This window comes from Leptolyngbya sp. CALU 1928 (genome assembly GCF_056784215.1).
This window is the reverse complement of record NZ_JBXBCE010000001.1, coordinates 896,074-912,562: the sequence shown is the minus strand read 5'-3', so window position 1 is coordinate 912,562 and position 16,489 is coordinate 896,074. Positions and strand designations below refer to the sequence as shown.

Below are 16,489 nucleotides of genomic sequence, written 5' to 3'. Positions count from 1 at the left end.
GAGTTCGGAGTTTGGAGTTCGCCCCTCACCTCTTGCCCCTTACCCCTCGCCTTTCCTCAAACACCCCAGCGCTTCGTCACACCATTCAATCCAGTCAATTTCATAGCGGATGCCACGCCGCAGGGTGAGATAGGGAAAGATTTGGTCTTTAGACGGGCGATCGCGTTCGGCAAAAAACTGCTGTTCAATTTGGCGGTAATTTGCCAAGGTTTCGGCATGAAGTTGACGATGGCGCTGAATTTCCTGACAAATGGGTTCCACACCCACGATCGCTCCAGCAAACACTTTCACCAAAATCTCTTCTTTCACAGCGCTCACATCACAGGGTTGGTTTGCCCATGCCACAAACGCCTGCCGCCCCAAATCGGTAATGCTATACAGCTTTCTATCCGGACGACCTGCTTGGGGAATGGTTTCAACCGTAACCCAGGCTTGTTCTTCTAGCTTGGCAAGTTCTCGATAAATTTGTTGGTGCGTCGCCTTCCAAAAGCTGCCAATGGAGCCAGCGAAGGTTTTAGTCAGGTCATACCCGGTGAAGGGACAGTCCAGTAAAAGCGCGAGAATTGCATGAGGCAGTGCCATCGTTTTTAGCCAATCACAAAATGATATGCAACTATTGACATATGCAAGTTATCGCATATTATCAGATCAGGTAAAGCAACTAATTGCATATTGTACGGGCTGTAACGCCATTGGTTACGCTGACTTGAATCAATCTATCAAGCGCGATCGCCCATACTCACTGATAGCTGCCCTGCTCTTTAAACTCTTTCTTCCCTTAACTTAGGAGCCTTCACCATGACAACCACCCTTCGACCCGTTCAAACTCCCGCTTGGGCACCTGTTGTTCTTCAACCTGCTCAAGAATTTGCTCCCACGTCTCTGACCGTTCTATCCGGTGCCATTCCCATTGGGCTACGGGGGTCCCTGTACCGCAATGGTCCCGCCACACTAGAACGCGGCGGTCAACGCATGGGGCACTGGTTTGATGGAGATGGCGGCATTTTGGGCGTTCACTTTACTGATGCCGGAGCAACTGGAGTGTATCGCTATGTGCAAACCGCTGGGTATCAACTCGAAGAAAAGGCGGGACGACTCATCCTGGCTAGCTATGGCACAGTGCCATCGGGTCCACTCTGGCAGCGGTTTAATAAAGAGGTGAAAAATGCAGCAAATACTTCTGTGCTGGCACTGCCCGATAAACTGCTGGCACTGTGGGAAGGCGGAGAACCCCATGCGCTGACGTTGGATACTCTGGAAACCATTGGTCTGGATGATTTGGGCGGCTTAGAACAGCACCCTTACTCGGCTCATCCCAAACGTGATCCAAAAACAGGAGCGATTTTCAACTTTGGGGTCAGCACGGGCGCAAAAAGTTTCTTAAATGTTTATCGCAGTGATGCCAGCGGCAAGATTCAGCGACAAAATGCGATTCCGCTGAGTGGGCTACCGATGATTCATGATTTCGCGATCGCTGGAAAATATCTGGTCTTCTGCATTCCTCCCGTCCGCCTCAATGTTTTGCCACTGATTGCCCGGATCAAAAGCTATAGCGATGCGCTTCTGTGGCAGCCTGATAAAGGCACCGAAATCCTGGTGGTGGATCAAGAAACGCTAGAAGTCGTCAGCAGAACGACTACAGAACCCTGGTATCAGTGGCACTTTGGCAATGGTTACGAACTTCCTGATGGTTCCATCACCATTGAAATTTGTCGCTACAAAGATTTCCAAACCAATCAGCGCTTAAAGGAAATCTCCACGGGTTCGGTTCAAACTGCTGCCGTAGCAACCTTCTGGCACTTACGACTTGATCCTGCAACAGGCAAGGTGCTTGAAAACCAGCAAGTGTTAGACCGAAGCTGTGAATTTCCGGTGAGTCAACCCCAAGAGGTGGGACAGCCATCGCGCTACACCTATTTCTCGATTCATCGTCAAACAACCGAGGTGCGAAGTGAAGTCTATGACGCGATCGCCTGCTTTGATCACCAAACGGGCACCTTAACTGAGGCAAACTTAGGCAATCAGCGATATCCCATGGAACCCATTTATGCGCCGGATGCTCAAAATTCTGGGCAGGGCTGGATTTTAACGGTTGTGTATGACGGTGCTATGAACACCAGTGAAGTATGGATTTTTGATGCAGCCCGTCTAGATGATCAACCCGTGTGTCGATTAGCACTGCCTGCGATCGTGCCGATTGGCTTCCACGGCACCTGGAAATCGGCATCCTGAGGGATCAGCAATAGTGATAACCAACCACAAACAGCTATAGCAGTCTTAAGTCATTTATAAAAGCGGAACAAGCCGTGGGTCTGGTTGGCGCTTGATGTGAATACTTGTGAGACTGTGGTTGTTTACATAAGTGCTTGTCCCGTTTTACTCGATTAGCTTCAAGATACAAGCTTGCTTCCCGCAGGGTGGGATATTTTTGGATTCATGCAAGAGATCCAATGTAACTAAGTAGGGCAGGTAGGAAAAGGGCAGGTAGGAAAAGGGCAGGTAGGAAAAGGGCAGGTAGGAAATGAAAGGGATGACTGGCATACTTGCAATACATGGATAGACTTGCATAAACAGAAGCATTTTGTCGTAATAGCCAAGTAGCGGATGCTTAGAAACAGAGTTTCGCAGATCGGTTGTAGGAGCGGTTGCAGTGGGCAAGCTGGTCGTTTTGAAGTTGGGAAAAGGTGACTTTGATCGGGGGTTTCCTGTGACGCTTCAGATTGGGGAGGAAGGTAGCCCGCCTGCGATCGAAATTACTGGTGAATTTCCTCCAGCCCCAGAAATTCCAGTTTGTTATGCCCAATGGCAGCAAATTTATCGTCGATTAGATCTGTCGGGTCGTCCGATTGGTTTGCCGAAAATTGCCGCGCCCATTGCCACGATCGCGGATTGTGAAACGGCGGCTGATCAATTACGCGATCGCCTGAATGGCTGGCTAGAGGCGCGATCGTTTCGACAGGTTCGCGAAAAGTGGCTGGAACAACTTGATCCAAGCGAAATCATTCGGCTGGTGGTGCAAACTGATGATGCCCAACTGCGCCGCTTGCCTTGGCACCTGTGGGATTTGATGGAACGCTATCCCCAGACTGAAATTGCCCTTAGCCCGCTGGAGTTTAGTAAACGTTCGACTCGACCGCCGACCTTGAGTCCACACGTTCGCATTTTGGCGATTTTGGGAAACAGCCAAAACATCGACATTCAAAAAGATCGCGCCATTTTGGAGCAGCTAACCGATGCCAAGGTGACGTTTTTGGTGGAGCCAGCCCGACAGGATTTGAGCGATCGCCTGTGGGAGCAATCTTGGGAAATTTTGTTTTTTGCTGGACATAGCACTAGCCAGAGTGAAGACAACTCAGGACTGATTCATCTGAATCAAACTGAAACTTTGACCATTAGCCAACTAAAACATGGTCTGAGAAAAGCGATGGAGCGGGGCTTAAAGCTAGCAATTTTCAACTCCTGCGATGGGCTGGGTCTAGCGCGAGAACTCGCCTATCTGCAAATTCCGCAACTGATTGTCATGCGTGAACCCGTACCCGATCGCGTTGCCCAGGAGTTTTTAAAGTACTTTCTCGCTGCTTACGCCCAAGGAGAACCGCTGTATCTGGCAGTCCGATCTGCGAGATCGCGGCTCCAAGGCTTAGAAGGAGAATTTCCCTGCGCTACTTGGCTTCCAGTGATTTGCCAGCATCCCGCCGAAATTCCGCCTACCTGGCAACAGTTGAAGGGAGGGCGAGCGGCGAACGGCGAGCGGCGAGCGGCAGGAGGGAATAGGGAACCTGCAAAACTCAAAACTCAAAACTTTCCCCTTTCCTGGCGATCGCTCCCTTGGCTATTGGTCAGCAGCTTCTTGATCACCGGCTTAGTCACAGGGGCACGACTGGCAGGTTTATTGCAGCCATTGGAGCTAAAAGCGTTGGATAAAGGATTGCAGATGCGCCCCAAGGAGCCACGGGATGCGCGGATTTTGGTGGTGGAGGTGACGGAAAAAGACATCCAAGCGCAGGCAAAGCAAGATCCCAGTAAGCCTGCTGAGGTGTCGCTGTCCTCGCGATCGCTGGAGCAATTGTTAGCCAAGCTGGAGCCACTTCAGCCTAGGGTGATTGGGTTAGACCTCTATCGTGATCCTGTGGGCAAGGAGTTTCCGCAACTGGCAGAGCGGATGAAAAACAGCGATCGCCTGGTTGCCGTATGCTTTGCCGCCGATCCCAACTCCAACAGACCCGATGTTGCTCCGCCGCCCGAAATCCCCACTGAGCAGGCGATCGCTCGATTAGGCTTCAGCAATGTACTCACCGATCAAGATGGCATTGTCCGTCGTCACCTACTCTCCATGGATGGCACCCAGGGCTGTCCTGCTCCTTACGCCTTCAGTACTCAACTGGCACTGCATTATCTGGCACAGCAGAATATCAACCTAGAGTTTCAGCCAGACGGCACCTGGAAACTGGGGAAAGCTTTAATTCGCCCGATTGGATTTCCCACGGGCGGCTATTTCAATCTCGATGGGCGCGGACACCAAATTTTGCTGAACTATCGCTCACCCGAAAATGGCAGTTCGTTTAGCTCCTTGGCAGATGTGGCGGATCGCATCAGTTTAGGAGCCGCGTTATCAGGAACTCTGCCACCGGAAAGCTTTAAAGATCGGATTGTATTAATTGGCACGACTGCCCGCACAGCCACTTTTCAGGATTACTTCACCACGCCCTACCGCCATGAGCAGGGTAGACAAGATATTCCGGGAGTCATGCTTCACGCTCAGATGGTCAGCCAATTGCTGAGTGCTGCGCTAGAGGGTCGCTCGTTGCTATGGACTAGCGAACTTTGGGCAGAAACTTTGTGGATTGGAGCCTGGTCGCTGATAGGTGGATTGCTGGCACTGTATCTGCGGCAATTTTCGGTTCTCAGTTTGGCGAGTGGTTTAGCGATCGCCACCCTGTTTGGTCTCTGCCTCGCTTTATTGGTTCAGTTTGGCTGGTGGCTGCCGCTGGTGCCCACGGCTATCGCTACCGTTAGCAGCACCAGTATTGTATTCATCAGCCGCCGTTGGATTATCCGATAAGCCCCAATCACTACTGAACTTTAGGAGCAGCCCCCATGAAATTCCTGATTTACTTATTGATCTCTGTCTCAAGCGCGATCGCCCTTGGCGTTCCCCTCAGCCATGCCAGCCAACCTTCTAGTTTGAATCAGCCCCTTATGATGGCACGTTATATGCCCCCTCGCCCTCCTAGTAAAGGCGCACCCGGCACTAACCGAGGAGCCGCTTCCCGTTCCCATAGCTGCCTGATGCTGGCAAAGATTACTAAAGATGCCGCGTTAGATACCCTGGGTGCGCTAGTTCCGGCTTATCAAGAAAAAGCGACTACCCACGTTTGGGCACGTACCACCGCCGAACATCCCAAAATTTGGTTTTACAATCCCTACAAACCAGATTCCATTGAGTCTATTGAGTTTGTTCTGCAAGATGACCAGGACACTGATATCTATCGAAGTGCTATCTCCTTACCGCAAGCCGTTGGAATGATTGGCGTGCAGGTACCCACAAACGTCTCTCTGCAACCGGGCAAACTCTATCACTGGTATTTAAATGCCAAAGGAAAAGACTCTGCTTGCACTTCAACCAGTACTTCTCTCGGTAAAACCGACTCTATGACTGCCTCGGTTTATGTGGATGGTTGGATAGAACGCGCTGTTTTACCCCCAACCCTGAGCGATCGCCTCAAACAAGCAACCCCGCAACAAAAAGCTGCCCTCTACGGAGAAAATGGGTTTTGGTATGACGCAGTAAACATCCTGGCAGAAACTCAACTCACCCAACCCAACAACGCGGCAATCAAAACTGATTGGCAGACTTTATTACAAAATGGCGGCTTAGAAAAACTCTCAGCCCAGCCTCTTATTAACTGTTGTAGTGCTCGATAGCGAGGAGACTAGAGAGGTTTCGGGTTTCAGGTTTCGGGTTTCGGGTTTCAGATTTTGGTTTTTTTGAGCTAGGATTTGCCTGACCCCTGACCCCTGATTCTATCCCTGATACTGAATTCGATAAATTCGTCCGTTTGCTTCTTCAGTGAGCAGCAAGCTGCCATCGGGGAGAGTCAGCAAACCCATGGGTCTGCCCCACACATCGGGACCGGAGGGATTGGTTAGAAACCCTGTGAGAAAGTCTTCATAGTAACCTTGAGGGCTGCCAGCGCTGTTAAATGGAATGAACACAACTTTGTAGCCAGTGCCCTGATCTCGGTTCCAGGAACCCCGAAAGGCAACGAAAGCGCCATTGCGATATTTTGTGGGGAAGGTTGAACCGTTATAAAACTGAAGCCCTAGAGCAGCCGAGTGTGCTTGAAACAGTACGTCGGGTGTTTGTGTTTTAGCAACCAGATCGGGACGAACGCTTTTTCCATTTTGAACGTGATTCGGATCAAGGCGATCGCGAGTTAAATAGGCATAGGGCCACCCATAAAACTGCCCTGCCTGAATTTGGGTGAAGTAATCGGGCACCAAGTCATCGCCCAAGGTATCGCGCTCATTCACGGTGGTATACAACGCGCCTGTTGTCGGATGAAACGCCATGCCCACAGGGTTTCGCAAACCCGATGCAAACGTTTTGCGATCTGAGCCATCTAGCCCCATCACCTGCACTGATGCACGCGGTAAGGGTTCTTCGCTCAAGTTGGACTGCGACCCGATCGACACATACAGCTTCGTTTGATCTGGCGAAACGATCACATTGCGCGTCCAGTGCTGGTTGTAACCACCTCCCGGCAAGTCTGTAATTTTCGTGCCGCGTCCTGTCAACTGCTCTTGTCCTTTTGTATAAGGAAATCGCAAAACTTCAGCACTGTTGCCTAAAAAGAAAGCATCGTTGCTGAATGCCATGCCAAAAGGAATATTTAGACCATTCTGGGAGGTGGCAAATGTTTTTTTGACCTCTGCAACTCCGTCTTGATTCGCATCCCGCAGCAATTGAATTTGGTTTTGGCGAGTTTCAGTGACCAACACATCGCCCGATGGTGTGAGCGCTAACCAACGAGGGCGATCGAGTCCTTCCGCAAACACGTTGACCACAAAACCCGCCGGCACCTGCAACGTTGGATTTGCTGGAATTGGTAGAACGTTGGGAGATTTAGAGGCGCTATTGCTGGCATTGGGCTGAGGCAAACTCTCAGGGGTGATTTTGATGGGGGTGGGCAGCAGCGTTTGGGTTCTAATCAGGCTTGCTTCAGACGCTTGCGCGACTTTAGTTGGGCTGCTTGCTTCAACTTGAACTGAACTTGTAGCGGGTAGCGTAGCACGAGAGGTATCAGCCGTGCGACAGGCATTAAGAATACACCCTAGAATGAGCAGAAATGACAAGCGGTACATAGGCGGCAATAGGATAGCAACTCTATCTCACGCTAACGGATGTGCTTTCAACTTGACATGTCACAGAGGAAGGATTGTTCCGACTGTATATTTTGATAGATCACTCAAAATTCAGAAATTTTGTATAAAAAAGGGGCTTAAGCCCCTTTTTTTTGCATTTATTTTTGCATTTAAGTGCAGATCCGTTTAATAAGGATTGGAATATAAGCAGATTAACGCTTTGCTAACCGCTTCTCTTTCGACATTTTTCGTAGTCGAATTGATTCTGGAGTAATTTCCAGCAGTTCGTCAGGTCCAATGTACTCCAAAGCCCGTTCTAGACTCATGTCCATAGGAGCTTGTAGTTGTACTAATTCCTCTCCGCCTGAGGCTCGGTGGTTAGTCAACTGTTTAGTCTTGCAAATGTTGATTTCCAAATCTTGAGAGCGATTATTTTCACCCACAATCATGCCTTTGTAGACTTTGACACCGGGCGCAATAAAGAAGATGCCGCGATCTTCTGCGTTCTTCATAGCGTAGAACGTAGCAACCCCTTCGTCAAAGGAAATTAAAACTCCATTGCGGCGAGACTCAATATCTCCACCCAAGGGGCGATAATCCAAAAAGCTATGGTTCATGATGCCATCACCACGGGTTAACCGCATGAATTCTCCCCGAAAACCGATGAGTCCACGGGCAGGCACAATAAACTCTAGTTGGGTGCGTCCATTGCCGCCCACTTGCATGTCTTGCATCTCGGCTTTGCGTTGCCCCAACCGTTCGATGCAACTTCCTGAGGCGCTATCGGGCACATCTAGGACTAGGGTTTCAAAGGGTTCGCAAGGGCGACCGTTGACTTCCCGATAGATGACTTGTGGCTGAGAAACCTGAAATTCATAGCCTTCTCGCCGCATGGTTTCAATCAAAATGCCGAGATGAAGTTCACCCCGACCCGAAACCAGGAGTTTATCAGGGGAATCAGTTTCTTCGACCCGCAGGGCTACGTTGGTTTCAAGTTCACGCATTAACCGATCGCGCACTTGGCGAGAGGTAACGAACTGACCCTCTTGCCCTGCAAAGGGTGAATCATTTACAGAGAAGGACATTTGTAGCGTCGGTTCATCCACTTTAATCAGTGGTAAAGCTTGTGGTTCATTGGGGCAGGTGACCGTTTCACCAATGTTGGCATCCGCGAACCCAGCGATCGCCACAATATTTCCAGCAGACGCTTCCTCAATATCGATCCGCTTCAAGCCATCAAACCCCATCAGCTTGCTGATTTTAGACTTGACGATCGCGCCTGTTTCGGTCACCAATGCCGCCTGCTGTCCCATTCGGATCACACCATTGTGAATTTTGCCGATGATAATCCGACCCACATATTCGGAATAGTCCAGCGTGGTTACTTGAAGCTGAAGCGGAGCCGTGGGATCGCCGACTGGAGGGGGAACATGCCGCAAGAACGCTTCAAATAGAGGCTTCATATCAACGGGTTCATCATCTAGATGGTCGATCGCAAAACCCGACATACCTGATGCAAACAAGTAGGGAAATTCACATTGGGCATCATCTGCACCCAATTCTAAAAATAAATCCAACACTTTATCCACGGCTCCATGGGGATCAGCCTGAGGACGGTCAATTTTATTGATGAGAACAATGGGGCGCAATCCCTTCTCCAACGCTTTCTTCAGCACAAAACGAGTCTGAGGCATGGGACCTTCGTTGGCATCCACAATCAGGATGCAGCCGTCCACCATACCCAGTACCCGCTCGACTTCACCGCCGAAGTCTGCGTGTCCAGGAGTGTCAACAATGTTGACCAGAGTATCCTTGTAGCGAACAGCCGTATTTTTCGACAAAATTGTAATGCCGCGCTCACGCTCCAAATCATTGGAATCCATAACGCAAATTGGCACATCTTCGCCTTCTCGGAATGTGCCCGACTGTCTCAGTAGGGCATCAACGAGGGTTGTTTTGCCATGGTCAACGTGAGCAATGATGGCAACATTGCGAATTGGCAGAGTCATAAAACCGTTCCACTAAGAGTGAGAAGTCTAAAGAGTGGCTTCTTAAGAAAATTTTTAACAAATTCAAGTGAATCTTGGTAAAGAAGCCTTAATAATTCTATCTTAGTTACTTGCGATCGTGGAGCAATCAGCGGAATTAACTAGATACTTGTCATTGGTAACAACACCTCAAAAGTTGTGCCGCTGCTTGAATCGGAGGCAAGGTTAAGGTATCCAGCATGTTTCTCTACAACAATTTCGCGGCTAATTGCTAAACCTAGCCCTGTTCCTTTCCCAATGGGCTTTGTGGTGAAAAAGGTTTCAAAAATGCGAGATTGTAGTTCGACTGAAATGCCAGAACCATTGTCGTGAATAATGATGGCTACCCACTGTGTTCTGCGATCGCCTAGAATCTCTCGTTCTAAAAGACTAGTCGAGATTTCAATACAAGGTTTCCAATTCGGTTTAGGTGGAAAATTAGCCTGCTCAGATAGAGCATCTACAGCGTTTCCAATTAAGTTTGTAAAAACCTGACTTAATTGACCTGCATAGCAATTGATTAGGGGCAAATCTCCATAGTTTTTAATAACTTCAGCAAAATTTTTAATACGGCTACCTAAGATTAGCAAAGTGTTATCTAAACACTCATGAATATCGGCTGGTCGCTGAATGGCTTCATCTACATGAGAAAAGTTTTTTAAAGCCGAAATAATCTTCTTCAGCCGTCCTGCACCAATTTTAATACTGGCAACAATTTGAGGCAGATCTTGAATCAAAAAATCAAACTCAACTTCTTCTTTTAATTCTGCGATCGCTGGGATCAACTGAGGAGACTCTTTCTCGTAAGCTGAAAGGATCTGTAAAATATCATTGATGTAATTCTGCAAGTATGAAATATTTCCCCATACGAAGTTTACAGGATTTAGCAGTTCATGAGCTATCCCTGCTACCATCTCTCCTAAACTTGCCATTTTCTCAGTTTGAATCAACTTAGCTTCAGTTTGTTCATTGAGCAGCTTAATCGTTAGTTCGTGAATCTTAGAATGTGCCCATAAAAGATGATGGATCTCTAATAAGAAATAGGAGTCGGCAGAAATTTGAACTACAAGCGGCTCATATAACAATGCAGGTGATCTTAACAACGCCTGACGGATAGCCTCAGCAATGTGAGTATTTCCCGGTAGCACTAGCACATTATGTTGAGCGGATTCATATAACGTTTTAATTGAGCGCTTTAAAAATAATTCAGGACCGTAGGGTCGGCTCAATAGCTCTAAGAAATGCCGCCGAGAAAGCATCCCAAAAAAAACACCACTATTCACTAAAATAACGCCAGGGAGAATTGATTTCTCCTTAAAAATATTTGAAATATCAATCCCTAGTTGCTCAATTTCCATCGAACAATCATGGAGATAGAGATCTTGAATTTGAGATTGTATATCCAAATTAATTTCAACTAAACTATCTGATTTTTTTTGAAGTTCAAGGATACCCATGTCAAAGATAGGAACTGCTAGCTAAAGGTTAAAGTTTAAGAAAAAATTATGCAATACAACATTTGTGCTGCAATATTTTTGCAGACTGATAATCCTTTCTTAACCGCAAAATAATCAATCTAGATGATTAGATCGATCAGTGATCTCTCCACTAAACGTAACATCTCTACGCAATCCAAAACAGTGAAGTTGCGATAAAGGCTTTGATAATAATCGCTCAATCGAGTTGGCGTTCCAATTGCCTTCGGCTTAGGTTTGTAGCCCTAAAGAATCAGAATTGTCATCACCAAATGTCAACTCTGTTTAGGTGGGCGAGGAAAAGCGGTTTTCATGGGGAATAGAATTTGGTTGAGCAGGCGAATTTGGTCGGCAGTGCCCATGCAGATGAGGTGATCTCCTTGCATGAGAATAGTGTCGGCGTTGGGTCCAACGATGGGGGTGCCATCTAAGCGACGGATGGCAAGGACTAATGCTCCAGATTGCGATCGCAACTTAGCTTCCCTGAGAGTTTGCCCCACATAGGGATTGTTCGGGGTGGTTAGCTCAAACTCTTCCATATAAAAGGTGCGATCGCCACCGGAAAGAATGCCATCTACAAAATCCATCACTTGGGGGCGCAGTGCTGCCGATGCCATCCGCTTACCGCCGGTGATGTAGGGCGAGACAACCGAATCGGCTCCGGCGCGTTGGAGTTTAACCAAGGCTTCTTCAGTGCTGGCACGGGCGATCGCTCGCACCGTGGGATTCAGCGTTTTAGCAGAGAGAACGGTATAGAGATTTTCTGCATCGGATGGCAACGCGGCGATCAAACAAGTCGCCTGTTCAATTTGCAATCGTATTAAGGTTTCATCCAAGGTGGCATCGCCTTGAATTGCGGTATAGCCCAACTGCTCTGCCATCACCACTGGATCATGCCCAAAATCAGCAATCACAAAGTTGATGCCCTCTGCTTGAAACTCTGCGGCAATCTGCTGCCCCATACGCCCAAAGCCGCAAATAATATAGTGATCAGATAGTTTTTCCATTTGTTTTTGCAGTCGCCGCAGTCGCAATCCTTCTTGAAAATAACCCTGGATTAAGGCATCGGTAAATCGATTGACGATGTAACCGATACTGATTACGCCTAGAAGAATCAAAACGATGGTGAAAATACGACCGCGATCGCCTAAAGGATTGACCTCCAGAAAACCCACTGTTGCCAGCGTGATTACCGTCATATAAGCAGCATCTAGCCAGCGCCACCCTTCCACCAAGTGATACCAACTGCTGCCCAACAAAAACACGCCTACAAGCGACAGTGCGCCTCCGATCAACTGCTGTTGAATACGGCGAAACTGCTGTTCAACGCGAATTTGAGGATTGGAAAGTTTTCCCGTACTCATCTGAAAAACCATCCAAAAATTTCAAAGTAACAACTTGTTTTTAGTTGTATAGATTCATATCACTTTTAACACACCGTAACAAATAGCTTTTCTCTACAACAAGTCTGAAACTCCTTTTGTTCGCGTCTTTTTGTCTAGAAATAAGCCCTATAGCAGCAGAAAAGTAGGTGTAATAAAGCTCTAACAATTGTAATAAAACTATCCTTCATTAAGGCGCTTTTGTGGAAAAACTCCTCCGTGAGAAGGTTTTGGCTTCATTGCTTTGTAAAGTAATTCTCGATGGCTAATTTATAAAAGTTTACCGATATTGTTAAACACTAAAAATAGTTTTCAATATGATGAACATGGGTCAGCAAAATCCAACATTTATTCCGACCTTTTTAGGTCAATTTGTTCATTTAGCAATTATTAAATCATGACAACAACCCTTCAAAGACGCGAAAGCGGCAATGCGTGGGATCAGTTTTGCGAGTGGGTTACTAGCGTTAACAACCGGATTTATGTGGGCTGGTTTGGCGTATTGATGATTCCAACTCTGCTAACTGCCACTATTTGCTTCATCATTGCATTCATCGCTGCACCTCCAGTTGATATTGATGGCATCCGTGAGCCTGTTGCAGGTTCTTTAATGTTTGGCAACAACATCATTTCTGGTGCCGTTGTTCCTTCTAGTAACGCGATCGGTTTGCACTTTTACCCCATCTGGGAAGCTGCTTCCTTGGATGAATGGCTATACAATGGCGGTCCCTACGAGCTAATTGTTTGCCACTTCTTGATTGGCATTGCGTGCTACATGGGTCGCCAATGGGAACTCTCTTACCGTTTAGGAATGCGCCCTTGGATTTGCGTTGCTTACAGCGCTCCTCTAGCGGCTGCAACTTCTGTGTTGTTGATCTATCCCATCGGACAAGGTTCTTTCTCGGATGGAATGCCTCTTGGCATCTCTGGCACCTTCAACTTCATGTTTGTATTCCAAGCTGAACACAACATTTTGATGCATCCCTTCCACATGCTCGGTGTGGCGGGTGTTTTTGGTGGTGCGCTCTTTTCTGCCATGCACGGCTCCTTGGTTACGTCTTCTTTGGTTCGCGAAACCACTGAATCTGAGTCGCAAAACTACGGCTACAGATTTGGACAAGAAGAAGAAACCTACAATATCGTTGCGGCACACGGCTATTTCGGTCGGTTGATTTTCCAATATGCCAGTTTTAATAACTCACGCGCTTTACACTTTTTCTTGGGTGCGTGGCCAGTGGTGGGAATCTGGCTTACTGCGATGGGCATCAGCACCATGGCGTTTAATCTGAATGGTTTTAACTTTAACCAGTCTGTATTAGATTCTCAAGGTCGCGTGATTAACACTTGGGCAGATGTGCTGAACCGCGCCAACCTAGGTATGGAAGTGATGCACGAGCGCAACGCTCATAACTTTCCTCTAGACTTGGCTTCTGGCGATTCGGATCCTGTTGCAATGCAGGCTCCTGCAATCAACGGTTAGCTGCTAGCTTAATATCCTGGAAAAGCGCTTCCCTAGTGGAGGCGCTTTTTAATTTGATCCGTATCCTGTTTCCGGTAGTGCAAACAATTCGCACGGTTTCCTGTTACCGTGAAGTCATGCTGATAGACGCAGAGCAGTTAATCAATTATCAACGCTGTCGTCGAAGGGCTTACTTGGACGTATATGGGGATCTTGACCAACGAGATTCTGCAAATGAATACGTCTTAAAACTGGTACAAGACAGCCAAGTCAATCAGCAAACAGTATTATCCAATCAGGAAGTTGTGCAGCCGAAGCACCCTCCTAGAGATTGGCAAGCGGCGGCGGCGGCAACCTTAGATTTGATGCGTCAGGGAGTCGATCGCATTCATCAAGGCATTCTACTCACTAAAAAAGAGAACGGAATTACTCTAAAAAGCAATCCTGATCTATTGGTGAAACATCCGGGTATTTCTGATTTTGGAGATTGGCTGTATGTGCCGACGGAAATCAAATTAGGTAAACGTCCTAAACTGGAATATCAAGTAGCAGTGGCGTTTCATACCATGGTGCTAGCAGAGGTGCAGGGGGCGTGGGCAGAGACGGCATGGCTAATGCTGCGCGATCGCGGCAATTACTCTGTGGATCTATGGGAAGTGCTGCCCCGAATGCAGGAAATTTTGGCTGAATATATGCAAATGATGATGATGCAGCAGGAGCCAGAAGTGTTCATTGCGCGGAGCCGCTGTAGCTTGTGTCATTGGTTAAGTGCTTGCCACGCGATCGCCAAAATCGATTATCACCTCTCTCTGTTGCCCGGTGTCACCCCCACTCGGTATGTGCAGTTACAAGCCTTAAACCTGGTGACGGTGAAAGCGCTAGCAGAAACAAACCCAAGCCATTTAGAACCCCTGCCGGGATTTGGTAAAGAAGCGGCTGACAAATTAGTGCGTCAAGCGTTTTCTGTGCTGCACGATCGCGCACTGCTGATTGAGGGAATCCTTCACCCCAGCGGCAAGGATTCAGCGAATCAGTATTTAGAACTGCCTATCCATAACTCTTACGCGGTCTTAGCAGAGTTGCTGCCGACGGCTCCGATTGAACTTTATTTTGATATAGAAGCCGAGCCAACCTTAAATCTAATTTATTTGCATGGGGTATTAGTCGTTGATCGCTCTGCCAATACCCAAACCTTTCATGCGCTGTTAGCAGAGCGCCCTGAAGACGAGGTGGTAGTTTGGCAACAGTTGTTGGAGTTGTTTAAGCGCTACCCAACAGCACCCATTTTCCATTTTTGTCCGTTTGAAGTACAAACTGTAGAACGCCTCGCCAAACTGTATGGCACTCCCCACTCTCAGATAAAACCGCTTCTATCCCGCTTTGTGGATGTGCATGAACGGATCACTCGATTAGTCACGCTGCCCGTAGAAAGTTACGCCCTAAAACAAATTGCCCGGTGGCTAGGGTTTGATTGGCGCGATCCTGCTGCCAATGGCGCTCAGTCCATCTGTTGGTATGCTCAGTGGCTCAGTACGGGCGATCGCGCACACCTTAATGCCATCCTTACCTATAACGAAGACGACTGCCTTGCAACCCACCACATTAAAGAATGGCTGGTGGGTTTTATGATGAAAACCATCGCTGAGCAATCAGCAGAGTTAGCGTGAGAGAGCAGGGGACAGGGATGCCAAATTTCTATCGGTTACTTATGCTTCTTTACCTCTCTACCTCTGACCCATTTACTATATATTTCTTTACTTGATTGTGGATAAGCAGGATTTCATAAATTTCCTTTCATAGATTGCGCTATCTTACTGTTTACTAGTCATTTAGAGTTTTAACGCCGCAAGCAAGGCTGTTGCAGATTTCTCAGGAGCGCAGAAGTATGAAGGGTTTGGATTCCACTCAGGTAGAGCAGTTGAAGGAGATTGCTGAGTATTTGTATCAGCAACGTCAATATCAAGAGATTTCTCTTGAAAAGATTGCTAAACAAACCTACATTCCTCAACGTATTTTGCAGGCGATTGAATCCGCACAGCTAGACATTTTGCCAGAACCGGTTTACATCAAAGGCTTCATTCGTCGGTATGCCGATGCCTTAAGTTTGGATGGCATGATGATTGCTGATGCCTTTGATGTTGAACCTGCTTCATTGGCTCATACTGCACCTGAGATGCAACCTGAGCTTGTGGCATCGGCTCCACGCCCTATGCCGCTGCCAGTAGAGCCACAGCCCGAACCGCGAGCCGAACGACCTAGCGATCGCAGATCCCCTCGCCCAGAGAGATCGCCCCAATCCGGTATATCCGTTTTACTTTGGTTAGGCGGAGGGGTTGCCGCCCTTGCCTTGGGTGCCTTTGCGTTTAGCTTTTTCAATCAGCCGCAAAAGAGCGCTGTGACGACTCCAACTGCAACAAACGCTCCTACTACAGGCGTATCGGGGTCATCTTCTCCTGAAAAGGCTTCCTCGTCTGCTCCTAATGCATCTGCTGTACCGGGTGCTAAAAACGGAAGCCCAACGGCAGGGGAACCAGTGCAAGTAGACCTAAAGTTAACCGATCGCTCTTGGGTTGAAATTTCAGTTGATGGCAAAGTTGACTATGAGGGGACTTTGGACAAAGGTGAACAGCGAACCTGGAAGGCGAAGAAAAGGATTGTAGTTGTGGCGGGTAACGCAGGGGCAGTGGTCGCTTCCTTCAACCAGGGTGAAGCAAAAGCACTAGGTAAGGCGGGTAACGTGGTAACAGTTGCGTTCCCAACTGAGAAAAAATCACCCTAAGC

11 protein-coding genes are annotated in these 16,489 nt (G+C 47.9%); 6 read left to right on the top strand and 5 right to left on the bottom strand.

All coding sequences use genetic code 11. The annotated features are described in order from the left end of the window. Positions 1-39 precede the first annotated feature (39 nt). Positions 40-582 (bottom strand): PadR family transcriptional regulator, encoded by a 543-nt coding sequence (locus AC1S5B_RS04140; RefSeq protein ID WP_482034439.1) that lies wholly within the window; start codon positions 580-582, stop codon positions 40-42. Between the two features lie 216 nt (positions 583-798). Between AC1S5B_RS04140 and AC1S5B_RS04135 the strand changes: the two genes are divergently transcribed. The 3 genes from AC1S5B_RS04135 (at position 799) to AC1S5B_RS04125 (ending at position 5,925) form a co-directional block, all read left to right on the top strand. After that, positions 799-2,232: a carotenoid oxygenase family protein gene (locus AC1S5B_RS04135; RefSeq protein WP_482034438.1), complete on the top strand. Its 1,434-nt coding sequence runs from the start codon at positions 799-801 to the stop codon at positions 2,230-2,232. Between the two features lie 418 nt (positions 2,233-2,650). Continuing rightward, on the top strand, positions 2,651-5,062 hold the full coding sequence (locus AC1S5B_RS04130; RefSeq protein WP_482034437.1) for a CHASE2 domain-containing protein: 2,412 nt from the start codon (positions 2,651-2,653) through the stop codon (positions 5,060-5,062). Positions 5,063-5,097: 35 nt separating this feature from the next. After that, entirely contained in the window at positions 5,098-5,925 is an 828-nt protein-coding gene (locus AC1S5B_RS04125; protein WP_482034436.1) for a DUF928 domain-containing protein, read from the top strand. Between the two features lie 99 nt (positions 5,926-6,024). Here the strand turns inward: AC1S5B_RS04125 and AC1S5B_RS04120 are convergent, their stop codons facing one another. From AC1S5B_RS04120 to AC1S5B_RS04105, 4 genes are all read right to left on the bottom strand, one after another. Further along, positions 6,025-7,365, bottom strand: a complete 1,341-nt coding sequence (locus AC1S5B_RS04120; RefSeq protein WP_482036594.1) for a PQQ-dependent sugar dehydrogenase — start codon at positions 7,363-7,365, stop codon at positions 6,025-6,027. Between the two features lie 212 nt (positions 7,366-7,577). After that, the gene (typA, locus tag AC1S5B_RS04115; protein WP_482034435.1) at positions 7,578-9,374 is read right to left on the bottom strand and encodes a translational GTPase TypA; all 1,797 of its coding nucleotides are present in this window, start codon (positions 9,372-9,374) and stop codon (positions 7,578-7,580) included. Positions 9,375-9,514: 140 nt separating this feature from the next. Beyond that, positions 9,515-10,849, bottom strand: coding sequence for a sensor histidine kinase (locus AC1S5B_RS04110; protein WP_482034434.1), 1,335 nt, complete (start codon positions 10,847-10,849; stop codon positions 9,515-9,517). Positions 10,850-11,142: 293 nt separating this feature from the next. Next, a complete protein-coding gene (locus AC1S5B_RS04105; protein ID WP_482034433.1) occupies positions 11,143-12,231 on the bottom strand; it encodes a potassium channel family protein in 1,089 nt (362 codons plus the stop codon). Positions 12,232-12,646: 415 nt separating this feature from the next. Between AC1S5B_RS04105 and psbA the strand changes: the two genes are divergently transcribed. The 3 genes from psbA to AC1S5B_RS04090 all read left to right on the top strand — a co-directional run bounded on the left by psbA (position 12,647) and on the right by AC1S5B_RS04090 (position 16,487). Further along, positions 12,647-13,729 carry a photosystem II q(b) protein gene (psbA, locus tag AC1S5B_RS04100; protein WP_482034432.1) on the top strand — a complete coding sequence of 361 codons (1,083 nt, stop codon included), beginning with the start codon at positions 12,647-12,649 and terminating at the stop codon, positions 13,727-13,729. A 35-nt stretch (positions 13,730-13,764) separates the two neighbouring features. Further along, positions 13,765-15,375 carry a TM0106 family RecB-like putative nuclease gene (locus AC1S5B_RS04095; protein ID WP_482034431.1) on the top strand — a complete coding sequence of 537 codons (1,611 nt, stop codon included), beginning with the start codon at positions 13,765-13,767 and terminating at the stop codon, positions 15,373-15,375. A gap of 218 nt (positions 15,376-15,593) precedes the next feature. Beyond that, on the top strand, positions 15,594-16,487 hold the full coding sequence (locus AC1S5B_RS04090; protein WP_482034430.1) for a helix-turn-helix domain-containing protein: 894 nt from the start codon (positions 15,594-15,596) through the stop codon (positions 16,485-16,487). Positions 16,488-16,489: the final 2 nt, after the last annotated feature.

What these genes read in the sequence shown, in the direction of transcription:
- AC1S5B_RS04125 (WP_482034436.1), top strand. Translation starts at nt 5,098, where the DNA reads ATGAAATTCCTGATTTACTTATTGATCTCTGTCTCAAGCGCGATCGCC.
- AC1S5B_RS04140 (WP_482034439.1), bottom strand. Translation starts at nt 582, where the DNA reads ATGGCACTGCCTCATGCAATTCTCGCGCTTTTACTGGACTGTCCCTTC.
- psbA (WP_482034432.1), top strand. Translation starts at nt 12,647, where the DNA reads ATGACAACAACCCTTCAAAGACGCGAAAGCGGCAATGCGTGGGATCAG.
- typA (WP_482034435.1), bottom strand. Translation starts at nt 9,374, where the DNA reads ATGACTCTGCCAATTCGCAATGTTGCCATCATTGCTCACGTTGACCAT.
- AC1S5B_RS04120 (WP_482036594.1), bottom strand. Translation starts at nt 7,365, where the DNA reads ATGTACCGCTTGTCATTTCTGCTCATTCTAGGGTGTATTCTTAATGCC.
- AC1S5B_RS04105 (WP_482034433.1), bottom strand. Translation starts at nt 12,231, where the DNA reads ATGAGTACGGGAAAACTTTCCAATCCTCAAATTCGCGTTGAACAGCAG.
- AC1S5B_RS04110 (WP_482034434.1), bottom strand. Translation starts at nt 10,849, where the DNA reads ATGGGTATCCTTGAACTTCAAAAAAAATCAGATAGTTTAGTTGAAATT.
- AC1S5B_RS04090 (WP_482034430.1), top strand. Translation starts at nt 15,594, where the DNA reads ATGAAGGGTTTGGATTCCACTCAGGTAGAGCAGTTGAAGGAGATTGCT.
- AC1S5B_RS04135 (WP_482034438.1), top strand. Translation starts at nt 799, where the DNA reads ATGACAACCACCCTTCGACCCGTTCAAACTCCCGCTTGGGCACCTGTT.